General features: G+C 50.4%; 20 protein-coding genes and 2 tRNA genes. 11 read left to right on the top strand and 11 right to left on the bottom strand.

Annotation, left to right across the window (positions count from 1 at the left end; translation table 11 throughout):
• The first annotated feature begins 7 nt into the window (after positions 1-7).
• Genes ACYVJG_RS00110 through ACYVJG_RS00095 form a run of 4 tightly spaced genes read left to right on the top strand, consistent with a single transcriptional unit; the run spans position 8 to position 4,781 of the window.
• Positions 8-613: a DUF4390 domain-containing protein gene (locus ACYVJG_RS00110; protein WP_460429257.1), complete on the top strand. Its 606-nt coding sequence runs from the start codon at positions 8-10 to the stop codon at positions 611-613.
• Positions 613-2,763, top strand: a complete 2,151-nt coding sequence (locus ACYVJG_RS00105; RefSeq protein WP_460429256.1) for a sensor histidine kinase — start codon at positions 613-615, stop codon at positions 2,761-2,763. The genes ACYVJG_RS00110 and ACYVJG_RS00105 overlap by 1 nt, the downstream gene beginning before the upstream one ends.
• On the top strand, positions 2,742-4,013 hold the full coding sequence (locus tag ACYVJG_RS00100) for a sigma-54-dependent transcriptional regulator (RefSeq protein ID WP_460429255.1): 1,272 nt from the start codon (positions 2,742-2,744) through the stop codon (positions 4,011-4,013). The genes ACYVJG_RS00105 and ACYVJG_RS00100 overlap by 22 nt, the downstream gene beginning before the upstream one ends.
• A 3-nt stretch (positions 4,014-4,016) precedes the next feature.
• Positions 4,017-4,781: a HesA/MoeB/ThiF family protein gene (locus ACYVJG_RS00095; protein ID WP_460429254.1), complete on the top strand. Its 765-nt coding sequence runs from the start codon at positions 4,017-4,019 to the stop codon at positions 4,779-4,781.
• Here ACYVJG_RS00095 and ACYVJG_RS00090 read toward each other — a convergent pair.
• From ACYVJG_RS00090 to ACYVJG_RS00070, 5 genes are all read right to left on the bottom strand, one after another.
• The gene (locus ACYVJG_RS00090; protein ID WP_460429253.1) at positions 4,771-5,259 is read right to left on the bottom strand and encodes a TlpA disulfide reductase family protein; all 489 of its coding nucleotides are present in this window, start codon (positions 5,257-5,259) and stop codon (positions 4,771-4,773) included. The genes ACYVJG_RS00095 and ACYVJG_RS00090 overlap by 11 nt on opposite strands.
• Positions 5,256-5,690 carry an acyl-CoA thioesterase gene (locus ACYVJG_RS00085; protein ID WP_460429252.1) on the bottom strand — a complete coding sequence of 145 codons (435 nt, stop codon included), beginning with the start codon at positions 5,688-5,690 and terminating at the stop codon, positions 5,256-5,258. Before ACYVJG_RS00085 ends, ACYVJG_RS00090 begins: the two co-directional genes overlap by 4 nt.
• A gap of 34 nt (positions 5,691-5,724) precedes the next feature.
• Complete coding sequence (locus ACYVJG_RS00080) at positions 5,725-6,114, bottom strand: VacJ (protein WP_460429251.1); 390 nt, start codon at positions 6,112-6,114, stop codon at positions 5,725-5,727.
• Between the two features lie 17 nt (positions 6,115-6,131).
• The gene (locus ACYVJG_RS00075) at positions 6,132-7,016 is read right to left on the bottom strand and encodes an energy transducer TonB (RefSeq protein ID WP_022653854.1); all 885 of its coding nucleotides are present in this window, start codon (positions 7,014-7,016) and stop codon (positions 6,132-6,134) included.
• A gap of 111 nt (positions 7,017-7,127) precedes the next feature.
• The gene (locus ACYVJG_RS00070) at positions 7,128-7,592 is read right to left on the bottom strand and encodes a Dps family protein (protein WP_022653855.1); all 465 of its coding nucleotides are present in this window, start codon (positions 7,590-7,592) and stop codon (positions 7,128-7,130) included.
• Positions 7,593-7,662: 70 nt separating this feature from the next.
• Between ACYVJG_RS00070 and ACYVJG_RS00065 the strand changes: the two genes are divergently transcribed.
• On the top strand, positions 7,663-7,962 hold the full coding sequence (locus tag ACYVJG_RS00065; protein WP_460429250.1) for a DUF167 domain-containing protein: 300 nt from the start codon (positions 7,663-7,665) through the stop codon (positions 7,960-7,962).
• Here the strand turns inward: ACYVJG_RS00065 and ACYVJG_RS00060 are convergent.
• Complete coding sequence (locus ACYVJG_RS00060; protein ID WP_460429249.1) at positions 7,959-8,417, bottom strand: FxsA family protein; 459 nt, start codon at positions 8,415-8,417, stop codon at positions 7,959-7,961. The two genes, ACYVJG_RS00065 and ACYVJG_RS00060, sit on opposite strands and share 4 nt — an antisense overlap.
• On the opposite strand from ACYVJG_RS00060, the gene cutA reads away from it, so the two are divergent.
• The 5 genes from cutA (at position 8,416) to ACYVJG_RS00035 (ending at position 11,977) form a co-directional block, all read left to right on the top strand.
• The gene (gene cutA, locus ACYVJG_RS00055) at positions 8,416-8,775 is read left to right on the top strand and encodes a divalent-cation tolerance protein CutA (protein ID WP_460429248.1); all 360 of its coding nucleotides are present in this window, start codon (positions 8,416-8,418) and stop codon (positions 8,773-8,775) included. The genes ACYVJG_RS00060 and cutA overlap by 2 nt on opposite strands.
• On the top strand, positions 8,769-10,514 hold the full coding sequence (dsbD, locus tag ACYVJG_RS00050) for a protein-disulfide reductase DsbD (RefSeq protein ID WP_460429247.1): 1,746 nt from the start codon (positions 8,769-8,771) through the stop codon (positions 10,512-10,514). Before cutA ends, dsbD begins: the two co-directional genes overlap by 7 nt.
• A gap of 61 nt (positions 10,515-10,575) precedes the next feature.
• Positions 10,576-10,651 (top strand) — tRNA-Lys (locus ACYVJG_RS00045).
• A 45-nt stretch (positions 10,652-10,696) separates the two neighbouring features.
• A tRNA-Lys gene (locus tag ACYVJG_RS00040) sits at positions 10,697-10,772 on the top strand.
• A 380-nt stretch (positions 10,773-11,152) separates the two neighbouring features.
• Positions 11,153-11,977: an HTH domain-containing protein gene (locus tag ACYVJG_RS00035; RefSeq protein ID WP_460429246.1), complete on the top strand. Its 825-nt coding sequence runs from the start codon at positions 11,153-11,155 to the stop codon at positions 11,975-11,977.
• Positions 11,978-12,224: 247 nt separating this feature from the next.
• On the opposite strand, the gene ACYVJG_RS00030 is transcribed toward ACYVJG_RS00035, so the two are convergent.
• The 4 genes from ACYVJG_RS00030 to ACYVJG_RS00015 all read right to left on the bottom strand — a co-directional run bounded on the left by ACYVJG_RS00030 (position 12,225) and on the right by ACYVJG_RS00015 (position 16,954).
• Entirely contained in the window at positions 12,225-13,355 is a 1,131-nt protein-coding gene (locus tag ACYVJG_RS00030) for a DUF1513 domain-containing protein (RefSeq protein ID WP_460429245.1), read from the bottom strand.
• Positions 13,336-14,316, bottom strand: a complete 981-nt coding sequence (locus ACYVJG_RS00025) for an imelysin family protein (protein ID WP_460429244.1) — start codon at positions 14,314-14,316, stop codon at positions 13,336-13,338. Before ACYVJG_RS00025 ends, ACYVJG_RS00030 begins: the two co-directional genes overlap by 20 nt.
• Before the next feature lie 32 nt (positions 14,317-14,348).
• Positions 14,349-15,743, bottom strand: coding sequence for a di-heme oxidoreductase family protein (locus ACYVJG_RS00020; protein WP_460429243.1), 1,395 nt, complete (start codon positions 15,741-15,743; stop codon positions 14,349-14,351).
• 74 nt (positions 15,744-15,817) lie between these two features.
• Complete coding sequence (locus ACYVJG_RS00015; RefSeq protein ID WP_460429242.1) at positions 15,818-16,954, bottom strand: imelysin family protein; 1,137 nt, start codon at positions 16,952-16,954, stop codon at positions 15,818-15,820.
• 194 nt (positions 16,955-17,148) lie between these two features.
• Between ACYVJG_RS00015 and ACYVJG_RS00010 the strand changes: the two genes are divergently transcribed.
• Positions 17,149-17,313 (top strand): hypothetical protein, encoded by a 165-nt coding sequence (locus ACYVJG_RS00010; protein WP_460429241.1) that lies wholly within the window; start codon positions 17,149-17,151, stop codon positions 17,311-17,313.
• Between the two features lie 26 nt (positions 17,314-17,339).
• On the opposite strand, the gene ACYVJG_RS00005 is transcribed toward ACYVJG_RS00010, so the two are convergent.
• Positions 17,340-17,563: zinc ribbon domain-containing protein (locus ACYVJG_RS00005; protein ID WP_460429240.1), on the bottom strand; the 224-nt coding region annotated here is incomplete at its 5' end.

Raw genomic sequence — 17,563 nt, 5'->3', positions numbered from 1 at the left:
TCTCTCCATGCAAGCCGTGTTCTCCTTGATGCGCCTCGGTTTATTGTGCGCTTGTTTGATCAGTCCATGGGCACAAGCCGAGCCTCGTGGTGCACAAGCACGCGTGGCCTCTGCCGAGTTGGTCGAAGGAGCATTGGCGGTCAACACCCGCTTTACGGTGCATCTTAATCCAACCTTGTTAGATGCGTTAGAACAAGGCGTGCCACTGACTTTTCGCTTAGATTTTGAATTAACCCGTCCACGCAGCTATGCGCTGTGGCGGCGTCTTGCCGATTGGTTCGAACCGACCGCGCAAATTTATTACAAGCTGAGTTATCTCTCTTTGACACAACAATATCGCATCAGCAGTGGCGGGTTATATCAAAATCACCTCACGCTCAACGATGCGTTAGCCAGTATCGGGGGGATTCGGGGTTGGCGCGTTTTACCACGCGAGGCAGTAGGCAAGGCGAAAATCCAAGATTTCAGTGGCCGTGTTCGCTTGGTATTAGATCGGTCGCAACTGCCACGCCCGTTCCAACTCAATATTATGAACTCGCAAGAATGGGTATTGGATTCAGAGTGGGTGAATCTCGCCTTGCTCGATAATGCTGAACGTGGGAGCGAGAAATAATGCGTTATTGGCTATTAGCACTCGCCTCGCTTGGCACGTTGCTGTTGTATCTATTGGCAATGGCCAGTGGTAGCACATCGCGTTTTGCCGATTGGTATTGGGAGCTGTTTGCGCTCAATGGTTTATTACTGGTTGGGCTAGGTACGATTATTGGCCGGCAACTTTGGCAACTGCGGCTTGAAATTAAAGAACGGGTCTTTGGTGCCAAACTGACACGGCGGATGGTCACCATGTTTGCCTTGGTCAGTGTCTTACCCGGTATTTTATTGTTTACGGTATCGGTGTTATTTCTTAACCGCAGTATTGAAAGTTGGTTCAATGTTCGCGTTGAAGCCGCGTTAGACCGTGGCTTAAATCTTGGCCGCAATGCCCTCGATTATCTGCTGGCCGATTTAGCCAATAAAGGCGAATACACCGCCCGCACCTTGGCAGAACAGCCAAGCAGCGGCACCAACTCGGTATTGTTGTTATCGCGTTTGCGTGAACAACTTGGGGTGCAAGAAATTGCAGTCTTTGATGCCAAAGGCCGTTTATTGGCCTTTGCTGGTAATGAAGCCGCCAGCCTCAGCCCCATGCGGCCAACGCCCGAGATGTTAATTAGCGTCCAACACGGCGGTGGCTACCGCGCGATTGAATCTGTCGGCGGCCATGCTTTGGCCCTGCGTGTGGTGTTGCCAATTCAGCCTTTAGGTTGGAATGGTGGCGACCGTAAATTGTTACAACTGCTACACCCTGCCCCACCACAAATTGCTGAAGACGCCCAACTGGTTGAAAACACGCGTGCCGAATATCGCCAGCTCGCGTTATCTCGTGAAGGTTTAAAACAACTATATCGACAAACCCTCACTGTCACCTTGTTGTTGGCTTTGTTCGCGGCAATTGCGCTGGGCATGTTGCTATCACGGCGTATTTCTGCTCCATTGTCAGACCTTGCCGCCGGTACCCGTGCCGTGGCAAAAGGCGATTTCAGCCGTAAGCACCGCGTACATCGACGCGATGAACTTGGGGTGTTGACTGCCATGTTTAATCGGATGACCAGACAGTTGGCCGAAGCGCGGGCAGATACCGATGCGTCACGGGCGGAAATTGAAGCAAATAAAGCATACTTAGAAAGTATCTTGGGTAATCTGTCAGCGGGGGTGTTGGCGTTCGATGGAGAAAGCCTATTGCGCGCACACAATGTCAGTGCCGAGCGCATTTTAGATGTCGATTTCACGCCCTTGGCAGACTACCCACTGGCCGATTGGCCGGCCTATCAACCGCATCTTGCCCCTGTGGTGGAAATGCTGCTGCAACAAGCTGATGCCCTGCACAGCAACCATGATTGGCAATGTGAGTTACATTACAGTGCCAATCAAGGCGAACGCTTGTTATTAGCACGCGGCACCCGCCTACCCGATAGTCGTGGTCATGGTGTGGTATTGGTATTTGATGACATTACCGAATTGGTGCGTGCACAACGCGATGCAGCATGGGGTGAAGTTGCTAAACGCTTGGCGCATGAAATCCGTAACCCACTTACCCCCATTCAACTCTCGGCAGAACGCTTGCAGATGAAACTGGCAGATAAGTTACAAGCCAGTGATGCCGATATGCTCCAACGCAGTACCGATACCATTGTCAAACAAGTGGCAGCATTAAAGCGGATGGTCGATGCCTTCCGCGATTATGCCCGCGCCCCCAGTGCTAAATTGATTCAACTGGATGTCAATGACCTGCTGCGTGACGTATTAGCGCTGTATGAAGGGTATATCGATGTCCAACTGGCGCTGTACCCACAACCGCTATTTATCTTGGGTGATGCGACTTTATTACGGCAAGTGTTGCATAATTTACTCAGCAACGCGCAAGATGCAATGCTTGACGTTCCCCAGCCAATGCTTCACATTAGCACCAACGAATCACAAAATGCTTGCATCATTATTTTTAATGATAACGGGCCCGGCTTTAATCCCGACATTTTGCCTCGTGCTTTCGAGCCTTATGTCACCAATAAAACCAAAGGGACAGGGCTAGGCTTGGCAGTCGTCAAAAAAATTCTTGAAGAACATCAGGGCAATATCTCCGTCGGGAATCGCTCCGAAGGAGGGGCACAGGTGGTGCTCACGTTGCCCTTATTGGAGACACCATGCGAAGTAGCGACATCTTGATCGTCGATGACGAGATCGGTATTCGAGAACTCTTGTCAGAAATTTTACAAGATGAGGGCTACACCGTCGCCTTGGCGGAAAATGCCGAACTTGCCCGCCAACTACGGGATCAAACACGCCCTGCTTTAGTTTTGCTCGATATTTGGATGCCCGATTGTGACGGTGTCACTTTATTAAAAGAATGGGCAAAATTAGGCCAACTCAATATGCCGGTCATTATGATGAGTGGCCACGCCAGTATTGATACGGCGGTTGAGGCCACCCGTATCGGCGCCTTCGATTTTTTAGAAAAACCGATTGCCCTACAAAAACTGTTGAGCACCATCCAACGGGCACTGAAATATGGCGATATGCAAGGAAAAAAGAGCCTTAACCTCGACCGGCTCGGCAAATCACCCGCCATTTTAGAACTCAAACGTCAATTAGAACGGGTGGTCAATGTTAAGTCGCCCGTCTTGCTGACTGGTGAGCGTGGTGTCGGGTTTGAACTGGTAGCGCGTTTTTTCCATCAAGCCAATACGCCGTGGATCGTCCCGAATAAGTTAGAACAGTTGGCAGATACGCCACTGGAATTGTTACAAAAAGCCAATGGCGGCGTGTTGTATCTGGCAGAAATTGGCAACTATCCGCGCCGGATTCAACAAGGGTTGTTATTTCTGCTTGGCAAACTCGACCGTTATAACGTGCGTTTGGTGTGTTCGTGTAGCCGGCCACTGCAAGAGCTGTTGATTGATAACGAGTGCGACAACCGTTTATTAACTTCGTTATCGAGCATCATCATTCCTGTGCCCAGTTTGCGCGAACAAGCCGAGGATATTGTTGAGTTGGCCGAACAAATCTTAAATGAAATGATCGAGACCAAGCAGGTGCCCTCACGCCGGTTTAGCACAGCGGCCTTGAACGCCCTGCGGCAGTACGATTGGCCCGGTAATTTAGAACAGCTCAAAAGCATCACCAAGAGCCTTGCCCTGACGGCAGATCAAGACGAAATCACCGTTGAATCGGTCAATAAGGTGTTGTCGCAATTCCGCCAAGAACGGCCATTGGAAGACAGCCTATTCGACTTTAATTTGCCACTGCGCGAGTTGCGTGAGCAAATTGAACGGCGTTATTTCGAGTATCACATTGCCATTGAAAAAGGCAATATGAGCCGTGTTGCCAATAAAGTTGGGCTGGAACGTACCCATCTCTATCGCAAGCTGAAACAGCTCGACATTCGTTTTATGCGTAAAAATGCCGAAGAGACCTAATTCGTGGTGGAATTGAGTGACCGTGATCTAAGCCGTTACAGTCGGCATATTTTGTTGGATGAAATTGATATTGCGGGTCAACAGGCGCTGCTTGCCTCACGGGTGTTGGTCATTGGTGCCGGTGGCTTGGGCGCTGCCGCTGCGCTCTACCTCGCTGCCGCAGGTGTGGGCACCTTAGTCATCAGTGATGATGACAGTGTTGACCTCACCAATCTACAGCGACAAATCATTCACCAACAATCTCGCCTTGGTTGGAATAAAGCGGAATCTGCTATTGCTCAGTTGCGTGATATCAACCCCGATATTGCGCTGCTGGCTCTGCCGCATCGCCTAGAAGGGGCAGCCTTACTCGAACAGATTCAGTTGGCTGATGTGGTGCTTGATTGCAGCGATAATTTTCCGACTCGTCATCAGATTAACGCCGCCTGTGTTGCCGCCAAAACGCCCTTGGTGTCTGGCGCAGCCGTTCGTTTTCAAGGGCAATTAGCGGTGTTCGACCCCGCCAGCCAAGCCACAGCAGGCTGTTATCATTGTCTATTTCCTGCGGAAGGAGACAACCAAGATGGGCCATGTGCTTTGTTTGGCGTGTTTTCACCACTGGTAGGCATTATTGGCTGTAGTCAAGCAGCCGAGGCATTGAAGCTGTTGTTAGGTCTGCCCAGCAAACAACGCGGGCGTTTGGGGCGTTATGATGGGATAGCAGGTGAGTGGCGTTATGTGAACTTACACGCCGATCCCACCTGCCCAATTTGCGGCACTATGCCTTAAGTTTTTCTTCAATCAGTTGGTTGAGCTCGGTGAAATTGGGCACGCCCAAATAGCGTTTCACAATCCGGCCTTCTTTATCAATCAGAATGCTGGTTGGGGTCAGCTGAATCTCACCAAACGCGCGCGCCAATCCACCATCACTGTCTAATGCCACCATAAACGGCAAGCGGTTGGTTTTGACGTATTCACGCACAAAATTCGGTGGGTCATAACTCATGGCAACCGCAACCGTGGTGTAGCCTTTTGCCTCATAAGCCTGATGTGTTTTCACCAAGTCGGGCATTTCTTGGATACAACCGGGACAGCTGGTTGCCCAAAAGTTCACCAGCACCACTTTGCCACGTAACGCAGCAAATTGATGGTTCTCCCCTTCTAAGGTGGTAAAGCTGGCTTGCGGTGCCATTTCTTTATCGGTCAGGGCCAAGCCTACCACCGCCGCCACCACCAGCAGTGCCAGAGCAAGCAGGGCTTTTTTCATTGTGCAGCCTCAGTTGTCACCAATAATTGTTCCAATAACTGCCGCATATCGCCTTCAATCGCAATCGCTCGGTCTTGTTTCGCATCGTATAAGACAAACGTGACCTCAGCATCGGCCACCACAGCACCGGTTTGACTGAGAGACACCACTTGTTTAATCGTACCGCTGCGGCTACCCACCTTGCTAATAAAGGTTTCGACCGTCAACACCTCATTCATATAGGCAGGACGGCGGTAGTTGATATTGATATTAACCACCACAAAGGCGATATCCGATTGCAAAAACGGCTCTAAGCTGTGGTTGCATTCAAAAAAAGCCCAGCGGCCTTCTTCTAAAAATTCCAGATAGCGGGCGTTGTTGACATGGCCATAGACATCTAGGTGATAGCCACGCACTTTGATGTCAATTTGATGTTTTTTTGTCTCACTCATCGGGTGTACTTTCTTTCAATAGCAGGAAATTCGCTTAGTCTTTACTGCCCAACGCATTGAGGGCAATGGGGACAAAACTCTCACGGTCGAGACTGTCTTCACATAGATCGGTCAACACCGAGTGCAGTTCCACTTCAAACCACTGTTGAAAAATATTGGGGGTGCGTTTGGCTGGCCATTCGCTTTCATCTTCAGTCCAATCGGCCAATTCACCTTCAAAAATATCTTGCCAATGTTGTCGAATATAGTCTTTGGCATCCATGACATCTTCCGCCGGCGGAATTAAGAAGGCATTACAATCTTCTCGCAACTGCATCAGCGACGGCGGTGCATCTTGTGGCCATTCCACATCTAACGTGGCCAACCAATCGGCAAACGGCTGTTTCGGTTTTACAATCACCACACTGCGGTTGACTTCGTACATCAGAGATTCTCACTTGGTTAGTCACGGCCACTGGTCGCGAGCTGGTTTTCTCGGGTAAACGACCACGTCCGGACAATGGTTAAAGTATCGTAGTCGCGGGCCAATTCTTCGGGGAAACGAGAATAGGGAGCAGCCAGTTTAACAATGTTTTTCGCAGCTTCGTCTAGCACATCTTCACCCGAACTGCGGTCGATTTTGACACGGGCAAGACTGCCATCGGCGCGAATCTCTACACTCAAAATCAAACTGCCGTAAATCGCTTGATCGCGGGCTGCCTGTGGATAGTTCAAATTCCCTACCCGTTCAATTTTCAAACGCCAATCTTCAACATAACGGGCAAAACGTGCTTCACGCGCCCGCCCCCCAAAAAAGGCTCGGCGCGGGCGGGTTTGGTAAGCATGATGCCGCTCAGCAATTTCCCCTTCTAAACGCGCAATGTCTTTTGCTTGTTCTAGCAAAGCACTGCGGTCAAAGTTTTGCACCGGCGCGGGTTTCCGTTCGACTTGCTCCGTTGGCCCTTCACCGGGCAAACGTAATTGCCGTGCTAGACGGTCAGACTCCGTTTCCAGCGACTTTTGCCGTGCTTGTTTAATGGTCAAGGCATTATTAGGGGTGTCGTTGGCCTGTGGCGGCAGTGGCGTAGCGGCACGTTGTTTTGGCTCATCGGTATTGCCACCACCGTCTAAATTGGTTTGTGCCAACACATCCGGTTTTTCCGGTGCTTGCGCCGATTTACTATTGACCAGCACCACATCCAGCGCGACGGTATTCACGAATTTCTCGGGATTTGGCACCACAAAGCGCACACCGGCTAACACGGCAATATGCAACACCAAAGAAATGGCCACCGCCACCCAAAAGGGGCGAGCATCATACGAAGAAGATAGAGTAAAAGCAGACATGCAAGGGCAACCACAAAGCATGAAAGCGGCAAGTGTAACGGATTGCTAAAACAACTGCAGGCCATCCTGCATCAGAATGGCCTGCCTCAGACGTTGGATGACAGCAATCGATCAGTTCTCTAACAAACTACGCAACATCCACGCCGTTTTTTCATGCACTTGCAGACGCTGGGTTAACAGATCGGCAGTCGATTCATCCGAGGCTTTTTCTGCCAAAGGAAACACACTGCGTGCGGTGCGACAGACAGCTTCATGTCCCGCCACCAGTTCACGAATCATGTCCTGTGCCTTGGGTACGCCTTCGGTTTCTTGAATCGACGACAAACGAGCATAAGCAGCATAAGTACCGGGGGCGATATGGCCCAATGAGCGAATACGCTCTGCCACCAAATCCACCGCCAACGCCAATTCATTGTAGTGGGTCTCAAACATCAAATGCAGCGTTTGAAACATTGGCCCCGTGACATTCCAGTGGAAGTAGTGGGTTTTCAAATACAAGGTGTAGGTATCGGCCAATAAGCGCGATAAGCCTTCAGCAATCTCGGCCCGATTCTGGTCAGAAATTCCAATATCCATCGTTCAATCCCCTTAGTTCAGTGAATAGCACACGTTAAAATAGGCAGCTTTTGATGCTTTGGCAAAACAAATGACATTTTTCACCCAAACAGAACAAGGCATACGCTTAACCTTGCACATCCAACCCGGGGCAAAACACACCCGCATCGTGGGTTTGTATGGCGAAGCATTAAAAATCAGTTTGGCGGCACCGCCGGTTGACGGCAAAGCCAATCAAGCCCTGTTACGCTTTTTAGCAGAGGAACTTGCCATCCCTATACGCAGTCTGTGTTTAAGCAGTGGCGAAACCAGCCGCCGCAAAGTGGTCATTGTTCAACAACCCACTGCCGCCGTCTTAGCGACAATCTCGCGTTGGAATCAAGGCAGTTAGTCACGCAGACGTGGCGGAGGAACATCATCCACACGTTGATATTCGCCATCGATGGTCGTATGTTCGCCGGCAGTTGACCCGCTGCGAGGCGGCGGCGTAAAAGGCGATTCACCGTAAGACGGTTGTGATGGTGTTTGCAACGCCGGCCCCCCGAAAGGTAACAGTAATAAAATGGCGGCAATATCAGTTAAAACCCCAGGAATCAGGAATAACACCCCAGCGATAACAAAACGAATCGGCCATAACAATTGATATAACGAAATTTGCCCTTGCCGCATCATGCCCCACACCGGCAACAAAGCACTGACACCATAATGACGCAGCATCATCACACCCAGTACGGTGGTAGCAATCAACCACAGCAACACCCACAATCCAAATTTGCTGCCGAGCCACACCAACAAGCCCATCTCGAGCAGGGGAAACCCCAACAGTAATAAAAGAAAGATACGCATGAACGCTATCCAAAAATCTCAGCCAGTTTGGCTCGTGTTATGTAATGCCCCCGATCTGGCCTGTGCCGAACGCTTGGCACAGGGCTTAATCAGTGAGCAGCTTGCCGCTTGTGTCAATCTGTTATCGCCAGTGCAGTCGATTTACCGCTGGCAAGGTCAGATTGAACAAGCCACAGAAATTCCCTTATTGTGTAAAACCACAGCCACCGCCTATCCCGCCGTTGAACGTTATCTGCAGCAACATCACCCGTATGAAACACCAGAAATCATTGCATGGCCAGTGGCAGCAGGCTTACCTGCCTATCTGACATGGGTGAACACCGAGACCATTTCAAGCCAAGGAAACACACAATGTTAACGTGGTGGCGGCATCTTCTGCTGATTTGTGCCATTTTGTGGAGTGGTTTAGGCTGGGCATTGCAACAAGATGACCTATTGCCACCAGAACAAGCATTCCAAGTCAGATTAGAACAACAAGGCACGTTACTGCGTGTGCATTATCAAATTGCTGACGGTTATTATCTCTATCGCGATAAATTGGCGTGGCGAGTCGAACCCGAACAAGCTTTACAACATTTACCCCTTCCCACCGCTGAAGAGAAAAAAGATCCATTCTTTGGTCAAACCGGTATCTATCGCCATCGTCTGACCACTGAACACCAACTCAGCACGTTACCAACAGGACAGTGGGCTTTGTTTGTGTCATTGCAAGGCTGTGCCGATGTTGGTGTGTGTTATCCACCCCAAACCATCAAACTGACACCACAAGGCAAGCCCAGTGCTTGGCAAAAATGGTTTTCGTCCTCTGCCCCACCAGTCAATAACGGTGGGCTAGGCGAGTTTGCCAGTTCGTCACGTTGGGGCAGTTTGGCCCTGTTTTTTATTTCAGGGCTTGGCCTTGCTCTCACGGCTTGTATGTACCCGATGATTCCAATTATCTCGGCTATTGTCGCCGGTCAGGGCAGCCATTTAACCCGCTGGCGCGGCTTTTGGTTGTCGATGAGTTATGTGCAGGGGATGGCACTCAGTTACACCCTGATCGGTATTGCCGCTGGTCTGACGGGGAGCTTATTAAGCGTGTGGTTACAACAACCGGCGGTGATGCTGACTGCCAGCGCACTAATTGTGTTGTTTGCACTGGCAATGTTTGATGTGATCCATATTCAACTGCCTGCCGCTTGGCAAAGTCGTTTACACCATAGCGGACATCAATTGTCCGGTGGTCGCTTACTGTCGGTGTTTGTGATGGGAGCACTGTCTGCACTGATTGTGGGGCCTTGCGTCGCGCCACCGTTGGCCATCGCGTTAGGTTATATTGGCAGCACAGGTGATGCGTGGTTTGGTGGTGCAGCACTGTATCTGATGGCCTTGGGATTGGGGTTACCGCTGTTGCTAGTGGGTACGCTAGGCGGCCATTTTTTACCACGCGCCGGACATTGGATGAACCGAGTAAAAGCGGTGTTTGGGGTGGTGATGTTAGGACTGGCCATCTACCTTGCCAGCCCATTCCTGCCGTCTGCTTTGTCCTTGGCCCTGTGGGGAAGTTTGGCTCTTGGTTGTGCAGTTTTTTTGGGGTTATTTCAACGCCTACCGCGCCGTATCAGCCGTAGTGATCTGTTTGTTCGTTTATTGGCACTGATTTTATTGCTCGTGGGTAGCGCACAATGGATTGGTGCACTCGGTGGCAGCCATCATCCTTGGCAACCATTAGCCTTTTTACAGGGTAAAACTGCCAACGCGGCTACGCAGTTACTGCCTTTTCAAAAAATCAACAACGTAGCCGAATGGCAACAAGCCTTACGCAACGCCAACGGACAGCCTGTTTTGTTGGATTTTTATGCAGATTGGTGTGTAGCCTGTAAAGAGATGGAAGCCAACACCTTACCTGATCCACAGGTGCAACAGGCGTTGCAACGATTTGTTCGCGTCAAGGCCGATGTCACGGCCAACAACAGCGAACACCAAGCGTTATTAAAGCAATTTGGCCTGTATGGCCCACCCGGTATCATGCTTTTTTTGAATGGCACTGAACGCGGACGGATTATCGGCTTTGTTTCCGCGCAGGAATTTGTCGCTCAGTTAGAAAAAATTCGTTAATTCGATGATTTCTTGTTGACGTATTTTTTAAGCTTCGGTATAGTTTCGTTCTCTTTTCGAGGGGTCGGTAGCTCAGTCGGTAGAGCAGCGGACTTTTAATCCGTTGGTCGCGAGTTCGAATCTCGCCCGACCCACCATCGAGAAGTAAGACTGCACTTTAGCACACGATTGTATGTGACAAGGGGTCGGTAGCTCAGTCGGTAGAGCAGCGGACTTTTAATCCGTTGGTCGCGAGTTCGAATCTCGCCCGACCCACCAAGTCAGTCAAACAGAATCGCTTAAGCCAACCACTCGGTTGGCTTTTTTGTTTTTTGGGTAGAGTGTATTGCATTTCTGGTCTCTGGTCCTCCCCCCCCCACGTTTCTGTCTCAGGAGCGAAATGACGGCAACCAGCCATAAGCGGCTGGAGGAAAAATAGCCCATAAGCAGCCACTCGGAATTCCGTAGGGATTGATGCCATAAACAAAAGGTCGGAGAATTGACCTCAGATGCTCGCCTAAAGCAGTTGTCCAGTTTCAAAAGACAAACCACAAAACTCCCGAAACAAATGACAATCGCTTGGCGATAACGGATATGGCCGACGTAAAAAAGCATCCATGTCATTTAATTCAAGCTAGACCTTAGGAGAACTCCAAATCATGTCTATGTCCTGGCGCGAAGCTATAAAGCGAGTCTTACGAGAGGAAGGCCGTGCAATGCACTATTCCGAGATCTCGGAGAAGGTTCTCTCGAATGGCTACTACAACACTGATGGAGCTACGCCAGATAGGACGGTCAACACTCTGATAACGACTTCAATCAATAACGATGGCGATAATTCGCCTTTCGTCAGGGTGGGGCGTGGTACTTACGCACTGCGAATGTTGGGAGTTACGCCGACCACTCCTACGAACCCAACTCCTCCACGTACGGTTCCTATCAGTTCCCCCGCAGCCCCTGCACAGTCGATTGAGCAGGAACAAGATGAGTCAATTATTAAATGTTTAGGCATGTATTGGCAACGCGACCTCGTTGCTTGGCGCAGTGATCCGAAGGTTTTCGGAAAACAACAGGCATTATCAAAACCAGTTGATTTTGGTGGTCAACGAGGCATCTATATCCTCTACGACCACCACACGGTCGTCTACGTTGGAAGATCAGTTGATAGGCCCCTTGGTCGTCGCCTCTATGAGCACACAATTGATCGCCTTGGTAGCCGTTGGAATCGATTCTCTTGGTTCGGGCTCCTCGATGTTACGGACGAAGGGAAACTCATCGAAGCCCCACTTCGTATCTCAACGCCATCACTGATTGGAACGCTTGAGGCGCTGCTAATTGAGGCTCTCGAACCACCTCAGAATAGAAAGCGTGGGGACGACTTTTCTGTAGTGGAATATCTTCAAGACATCGATCCAGAATTGAACGAGAGAGAGTTGCAAAATACGCTTCGCACTATCGAACAGAAGCTACGGGGTCAGACCTGAGGTCTAATTTTCCTATCAACACAGACGCCAGCGATAAAGCCACTAGTGCCGATTATGTCAGATATAATGGTCAAGTTTTTTGAGATACCAAGATCGGTTTTTTTGCTGTTTTGCTGCTCTGTTCCGCTCATAAACTGTTGGTGATAGCTTGCCTCGAGCAGAGTGCAGTCACACGCAGTTGTAGAAGCCTACGATGTCTTCGGTGATATCTTTTTCTGCCTCCGAATAGAATGCATTATCGTAGGCTCTAAGCAGAGGCCAACACATGGTGATTATCCCATTTCACCCCATCAAAGCTTAGGTTCTGCGTTGGTGGGGTGTTGATGTGGGCGAAGTGAAGTAGGTGGCCTTGTTCATTGCTACACCAAAATCCCTCACCAACGGTGGCCACTCCCGCTGGTTTAGGGAGTGTCTGCACACCAGCAAAACGGCGCTGAGCATCCCAAAACACCACACAATCTCCACGCGGCGCGGTTGCGGCTATCGCACCTTGTGCTGTAGTTGCCACACTCAAAGCATAGCCTTTCATCTTCGCCCAAACCCCTGCTGGCGCTGGCAGTATCTCGGTATGGCCGTCGGGTGCAAGGTAGGCCAATAAAGGAATGTCACCGCCCTCTTTTCCTTCATCAAACTGCATTGCCACCACCAGACCACCATCCGGCAACGCCGCCAAATGACGCAAACTCAAGGCCTCCCGACCAACGGTGTTCGCAGGTAAGCGCCACACAGGGCCAGTTAACTGACCCGTTCGGCTATCAAGTCGTACCACATTCGAATCAATGGCACCTTGATTGCGCCGCATCCGACCCGTCTCGGCATGGGTGAGAATACCGCCATTGGCTACCGCAATCTGACCGGCTGCCAATGGCAACAGCGCATGTGGCCCCACACCACCGCTTGGCCATTTCGCTAAGGCACGCCATGTTTGACTATCGCGCCATACCACCAAACCGCGTTCAATTTCCTCATCTTGCTCACACGTTAACAGCCCCCCTTCGGGATGGAGGATGGCATGACCACTGAGACTATAGCCTTCTTCAATCGGGAGAATGTCCGCAGACTTGGCCTCACGCCACCGCCAACGAGCCACCCGAGTACCAGGCCGGCGTTCTATGACCCACACCATCTCTTGTGCGGGCGAAAACAACACTTGATGCCCTCGAAAAGGTAGCGTAGCCCTAGCAAGCACAGACCCTGCACGTAGATCCACCACACTGACAGCAAAATCGCGGCCCTGTGCTTGAGCAGACACGAGTAAAGTGGTGTTTTGTGTCTGTGCAACCGCAACAGGGGCAGCCCACCATGTAAGCCACCCCGCAACCCCTAACTGCAACACCTGCCGCCGCTGCCACATGGGTTTAATCTCCGTCGGCATCATTAAAACTCACCGACGCATTCACTGCCCGTGCCACTTGATCATCTAAATAACTGCGTAAAGCAGCCAACTTGTCTTTTGCAGCTTGCAAACCTTCTTTTGGCGTACGTTGTCGATTTAGGGTATGTAGCACATGACAGACATCTTGGCTGCGGCTAACCAACTCACGCGCCACAGTGAATTGATCTTGCCACGTCACCCAACCCGCCAAGCCTTTACCCAGCGGTACCCCCACCAATGCGTTGATTGCTTCGGCTTGCGCTTCCCACAATATACGGCTGCTTCCGCTACGCACACCTTCGGCACTTTTTTGCCCACTGTGTAACGCTTTATCCAACTTTTTATCAAGGCCATCCACTGCCGCTAAAGTGACATTAAAGGTTTCATTTAAGCGGGCGAGTGCATCCAACTCGCTGTATGAGCGAGAAGCTTCTTGTTGCCATTCTTGTTGAATGGCTTTCGCCTCGGTGACCACATCTTGTGTGATTCGCACCAGATAAGCACAGCGCGCTGATTGTTTCAGAGTCGCCAACGTATCGCCGTCTTGCCACAACAGATATTCAACCGCCGGCAACCCGCGCGCTGCCACACTTTCGCCATCTTCTTCACCCACAATCGCTGCTTCTATCCGCGCTGGGCGCGTGGGATGGAAAAAGACTTGTCGCGCACTTTTACGTTGTAGCACTGGCCCAGCCTGCACCCCACCGAGGCGGAACCATGCCGTGGCCGCGTCTTGCCACCGTAAACGCGTTTGTTGCAACTGGGTAGCAGACGGCTGCTGACATAAAGCCTCACTTGCAGTTTGTAATGCCGTGCTTTGATTCACAAAGCGTTCCGCTGCAGGCATAAACACCGTCTTTGCTTGCGCCTGCACCAAATCCACCGCCGTAATCGCCTCAGCTTGCACATATCCCGCAAAAGACAGCGAGACCACCACCCCTAGCCATTGTTTTATGTTTACCATGCTGTTCACACTGCCTTTTCCACAGCCCATGTTTAGAGCGAATTTAAAAATGCCAGCAAAGCATCACGTTCTGCTTTTTTCGCTTGGACAAAACGCTGTTTTGCCGCCTCCGCCTCGCCACCATGCCACAGAATCGCCTCACTTAAATTACGCGCACGGCCATCATGGAGATAGAAAGTATGCCCATTCACATCCGGGAACAAACCAATCCCCCATAACGGTGGGGTTTTCCACTCACGGCCCGATGCCTGAAAATCAGGACGACCATCGGCCAATCCTTCACCCATATCATGCAATAACAAGTCGGTATAAGGATGAATGGTTTGGAACGCGGCTTCAGGTAATCCTTTTAAGGCACCAGTGCGATAACTGGGGGTGTGGCAAGTAGCACATTTCATTTCGTTAAATAATTGTTTACCACGCAACACCTGTGGGCTTGTCACATCACGCCGAGCCGGTGGCGCAAGGGTTTGGCTATAAAACACCACTTTACGCAATAAGTCATCGCTGATTTCAGGTTTGCCACCAGAAGGAGCCGCAACACAATCGTCTTGTTTGGCCGTACAGGCTTCTTGCGGGTTCCATTTGTTGGTGATGCCAATGTCACCTAAAAACGCCCCTGCGGTTTGATGAGCAACGCTGCCGGTGTTTGCCTTCCACCCAAAACGGCCCAACACCGTCTTTCGACTAGGCGCATCCCATACCCAGTTAGGACGACCAGAAATACCATCACTGTCGCGATCATCTGGATCGGCTTTTTTCAAAATATCTTTTTCTGCAATGGCTTCTAACAATCCTAATCCAATCACCTGTGGCGCAATCCGAGGTGAGAGCATGGTATCGGGGTGTAATGGACCGTAGCCTAGCTCGGTCAGTTGATAGGTCGGCTTACGCAAGGCGTAGCGCTCACCATCGGCAAACTGTCCGCTAATTTCCTGATAATGGATGGCAACTTTGCCTTCAGGTTTCACACCATCAACGGCATCATTATTAAACTGATCTCCATACGTTGGTTCCGGCACAACCCCAGCCTGTTTTGATGGTGTACCGGGAATGGAGAGACGGATTAACAAGGCCATCGGCTGTTCACCTAAATCGACCGGCGGTGTGCCACGCCCATCCAAAGCGTGACAAGCTGAACATGAACGCGCAATAAAATGTGGCCCGAGACCATCACGCGCAGTGGTTGAGGCCGGTGCTTGAACCCAATTTTTCTTAAAGAACGAGTTACCGACGGCAAAATCAGTACGGCGTTCACCGCGTAGATTGGCAAAAGGCAAAGAAAATGCATTTTGTCCCACCTCGTGAACCGTCGTTTCCCCACCAGACAATTCTTCTCCGGGGGTCGCCAACCATTGCCCTGCTGCAACCCCAATGCCAGATAGACTCAACCCAGCCAATAACCATCCTAATCGACGCATCTTCATTATCCGTTTTCCATCTTCTAAAGCAGCACGCCCCACTGACAAGCGGGGCGTGTGGTGAGTGGGGTTAGGCCAACTTAGCCTTTGACATTCAATCGTTGAATCCCGATGGCTTTTGCGGCCTCAACCATGCTATCTGATTGTTTACGCAAGAGCTGTACTGCTTTCTGTACACGACGACGGCCCTCGGTTTCCGCAATTTCACGGTCAAACGGTGCTTGGATAGCATTCACTGCGGCGAGTGTGGCTTCTAAATCGCGGGACAATTTTTCAGCCGCTTGCGGATTGCTGGCCTGAACCAACTCTTGCAGTGAAGGCCCTTTGATGTCGGTGCCATCAATCCGTTTATATTGGCCTAACCAAACATTACGGATTCCTTCGGCATTGGTCACAATGTCGCGGTGGGTATTGTCAGAAAAGCAAGAATGCTCGTCTTCTTGATCGCGGCTAGCCAATGCCACTTCCATCCGCTCACCAGCCAGTTCAGCGCGTGATAACACGCCCATACCAACCAACATTTTGCGGACAGCTTGAGGGTCTTTTTCAAAACGGGCGCGGTAGTTTTTTGCATTTGGCTGCCATGCTTCAACCAAATATTGCACATCATCCACCAACAACTCCGTCACGGTTTTTAAATAGGTGCGGCGACGATCAGCATTCGGGGCTTGGCCATCAACAAAGTCGGTGTAGCTGCGATTACCGGGGCCTTCTTTGTTGAAGTCCTGACCCCACAGCAAAAATTCAATGGCGTGGAAACCGGTTGAAACATTCTCTTCACCGCCTTTTTCATTCAGGCTGGCCAGTTTTTGTTTGGTGATCGCCACATTGGGTTTGTTGATAATCCCCGCTTTGGAATTGCCTTTTACATAATCGATATACGATTCATCCAATGGCCAAGCATTGATTTGTCCTTCAGGGCCTTTGGCATCATCAATCGGGCCTGCGTAAAAGCGGAATGCCTCGGTTTGCCCATACGGTTCACGCGCCGCTAACCAAGCTTGCTTCGCTTGTTCTAATCCTTCGGCAGAAGGTGCGGCAACAAACGTATCCACAGCAGTTTGTAGTGCTTTGACTCGGGTTAATACATCTTGGTAGTTCGCTTCAACCAAGTTTGCATAGTGTTGACTGACTTGAGCCGCAGAGGGCGCAGCAAACACGGGAGAAGCAAACACAAGCGCAGTTGCAACAGCCAATGATAGTTTTTTGAGCAGCATAGACACTTCCTTAAAGTAGTCTTAGTTTTTGCAAATGATATTCCTTGTCATTTGCAATAGGCAAGTGTCTTTTTGGCGATCGCTAATACAAAAATTCCAACTTGACGCCAAGAGTCTCGATTTCTTAAGCTGATAACAGATCAGCTTATTGAGAGTCAGCCACTCATCGGCATTAATGATAGGGGAATTAAAAAATGAAAAAAATTGATGAAAACACAGATAAGAAAAAACAAAGTTTGCATGAAAAAATGCAAGCTTTACGGCAATCGCTGGCCAATAATCCTGCAGAAGCAAAAGCTTTTCTAGAGAAAACAGGCATCTTGACTAAATCTGGCAAACTGACAAAACATTACCAGTAAATAACCCTCGACTGAAGTCGAAGGCTTTATTGTGAAACGAGAGAATGGTTGATCCCATTTCCAACATCAGGCGTATTTACAGCCGCCCTTGGCGAGACGGCGGTCTCGCCAATGCGGGCAAGATTCCGACTTGCATTCAAGTCGCTGTGCGCCCGCAGACCACAGTGAGGGCACTCGAAACGATGTTTCGAGCGCTTCCCCAATCCTCCACAACACGAGCAGGTCTGGCTGGTGTAGGCCGGGTTGACGT

The organism is Aquaspirillum soli (assembly GCF_054781915.1).
Note: the sequence above shows the minus strand (reverse complement) of the source record. Positions and strands in the feature narration are given on the sequence as shown.

Excerpts from the sequence above, each read along its gene's own strand:
- ACYVJG_RS00110 (WP_460429257.1), top strand. The coding sequence starts at position 8 with ATGCAAGCCGTGTTCTCCTTGATGCGCCTCGGTTTATTGTGCGCTTGT.
- ACYVJG_RS00105 (WP_460429256.1), top strand. The coding sequence starts at position 613 with ATGCGTTATTGGCTATTAGCACTCGCCTCGCTTGGCACGTTGCTGTTG.
- ACYVJG_RS00100 (WP_460429255.1), top strand. The coding sequence starts at position 2,742 with ATGCGAAGTAGCGACATCTTGATCGTCGATGACGAGATCGGTATTCGA.
- ACYVJG_RS00090 (WP_460429253.1), bottom strand. The coding sequence starts at position 5,259 with ATGAAAAAAGCCCTGCTTGCTCTGGCACTGCTGGTGGTGGCGGCGGTG.
- ACYVJG_RS00085 (WP_460429252.1), bottom strand. The coding sequence starts at position 5,690 with ATGAGTGAGACAAAAAAACATCAAATTGACATCAAAGTGCGTGGCTAT.
- ACYVJG_RS00080 (WP_460429251.1), bottom strand. The coding sequence starts at position 6,114 with ATGTACGAAGTCAACCGCAGTGTGGTGATTGTAAAACCGAAACAGCCG.
- ACYVJG_RS00075 (WP_022653854.1), bottom strand. The coding sequence starts at position 7,016 with ATGTCTGCTTTTACTCTATCTTCTTCGTATGATGCTCGCCCCTTTTGG.
- ACYVJG_RS00070 (WP_022653855.1), bottom strand. The coding sequence starts at position 7,592 with ATGGATATTGGAATTTCTGACCAGAATCGGGCCGAGATTGCTGAAGGC.
- ACYVJG_RS00065 (WP_460429250.1), top strand. The coding sequence starts at position 7,663 with ATGACATTTTTCACCCAAACAGAACAAGGCATACGCTTAACCTTGCAC.
- cutA (WP_460429248.1), top strand. The coding sequence starts at position 8,416 with ATGAACGCTATCCAAAAATCTCAGCCAGTTTGGCTCGTGTTATGTAAT.
- ACYVJG_RS00060 (WP_460429249.1), bottom strand. The coding sequence starts at position 8,417 with ATGCGTATCTTTCTTTTATTACTGTTGGGGTTTCCCCTGCTCGAGATG.
- dsbD (WP_460429247.1), top strand. The coding sequence starts at position 8,769 with ATGTTAACGTGGTGGCGGCATCTTCTGCTGATTTGTGCCATTTTGTGG.
- ACYVJG_RS00035 (WP_460429246.1), top strand. The coding sequence starts at position 11,153 with ATGTCTATGTCCTGGCGCGAAGCTATAAAGCGAGTCTTACGAGAGGAA.
- ACYVJG_RS00030 (WP_460429245.1), bottom strand. The coding sequence starts at position 13,355 with ATGATGCCGACGGAGATTAAACCCATGTGGCAGCGGCGGCAGGTGTTG.
- ACYVJG_RS00025 (WP_460429244.1), bottom strand. The coding sequence starts at position 14,316 with ATGGTAAACATAAAACAATGGCTAGGGGTGGTGGTCTCGCTGTCTTTT.
- ACYVJG_RS00020 (WP_460429243.1), bottom strand. The coding sequence starts at position 15,743 with ATGAAGATGCGTCGATTAGGATGGTTATTGGCTGGGTTGAGTCTATCT.
- ACYVJG_RS00015 (WP_460429242.1), bottom strand. The coding sequence starts at position 16,954 with ATGCTGCTCAAAAAACTATCATTGGCTGTTGCAACTGCGCTTGTGTTT.
- ACYVJG_RS00010 (WP_460429241.1), top strand. The coding sequence starts at position 17,149 with ATGAAAAAAATTGATGAAAACACAGATAAGAAAAAACAAAGTTTGCAT.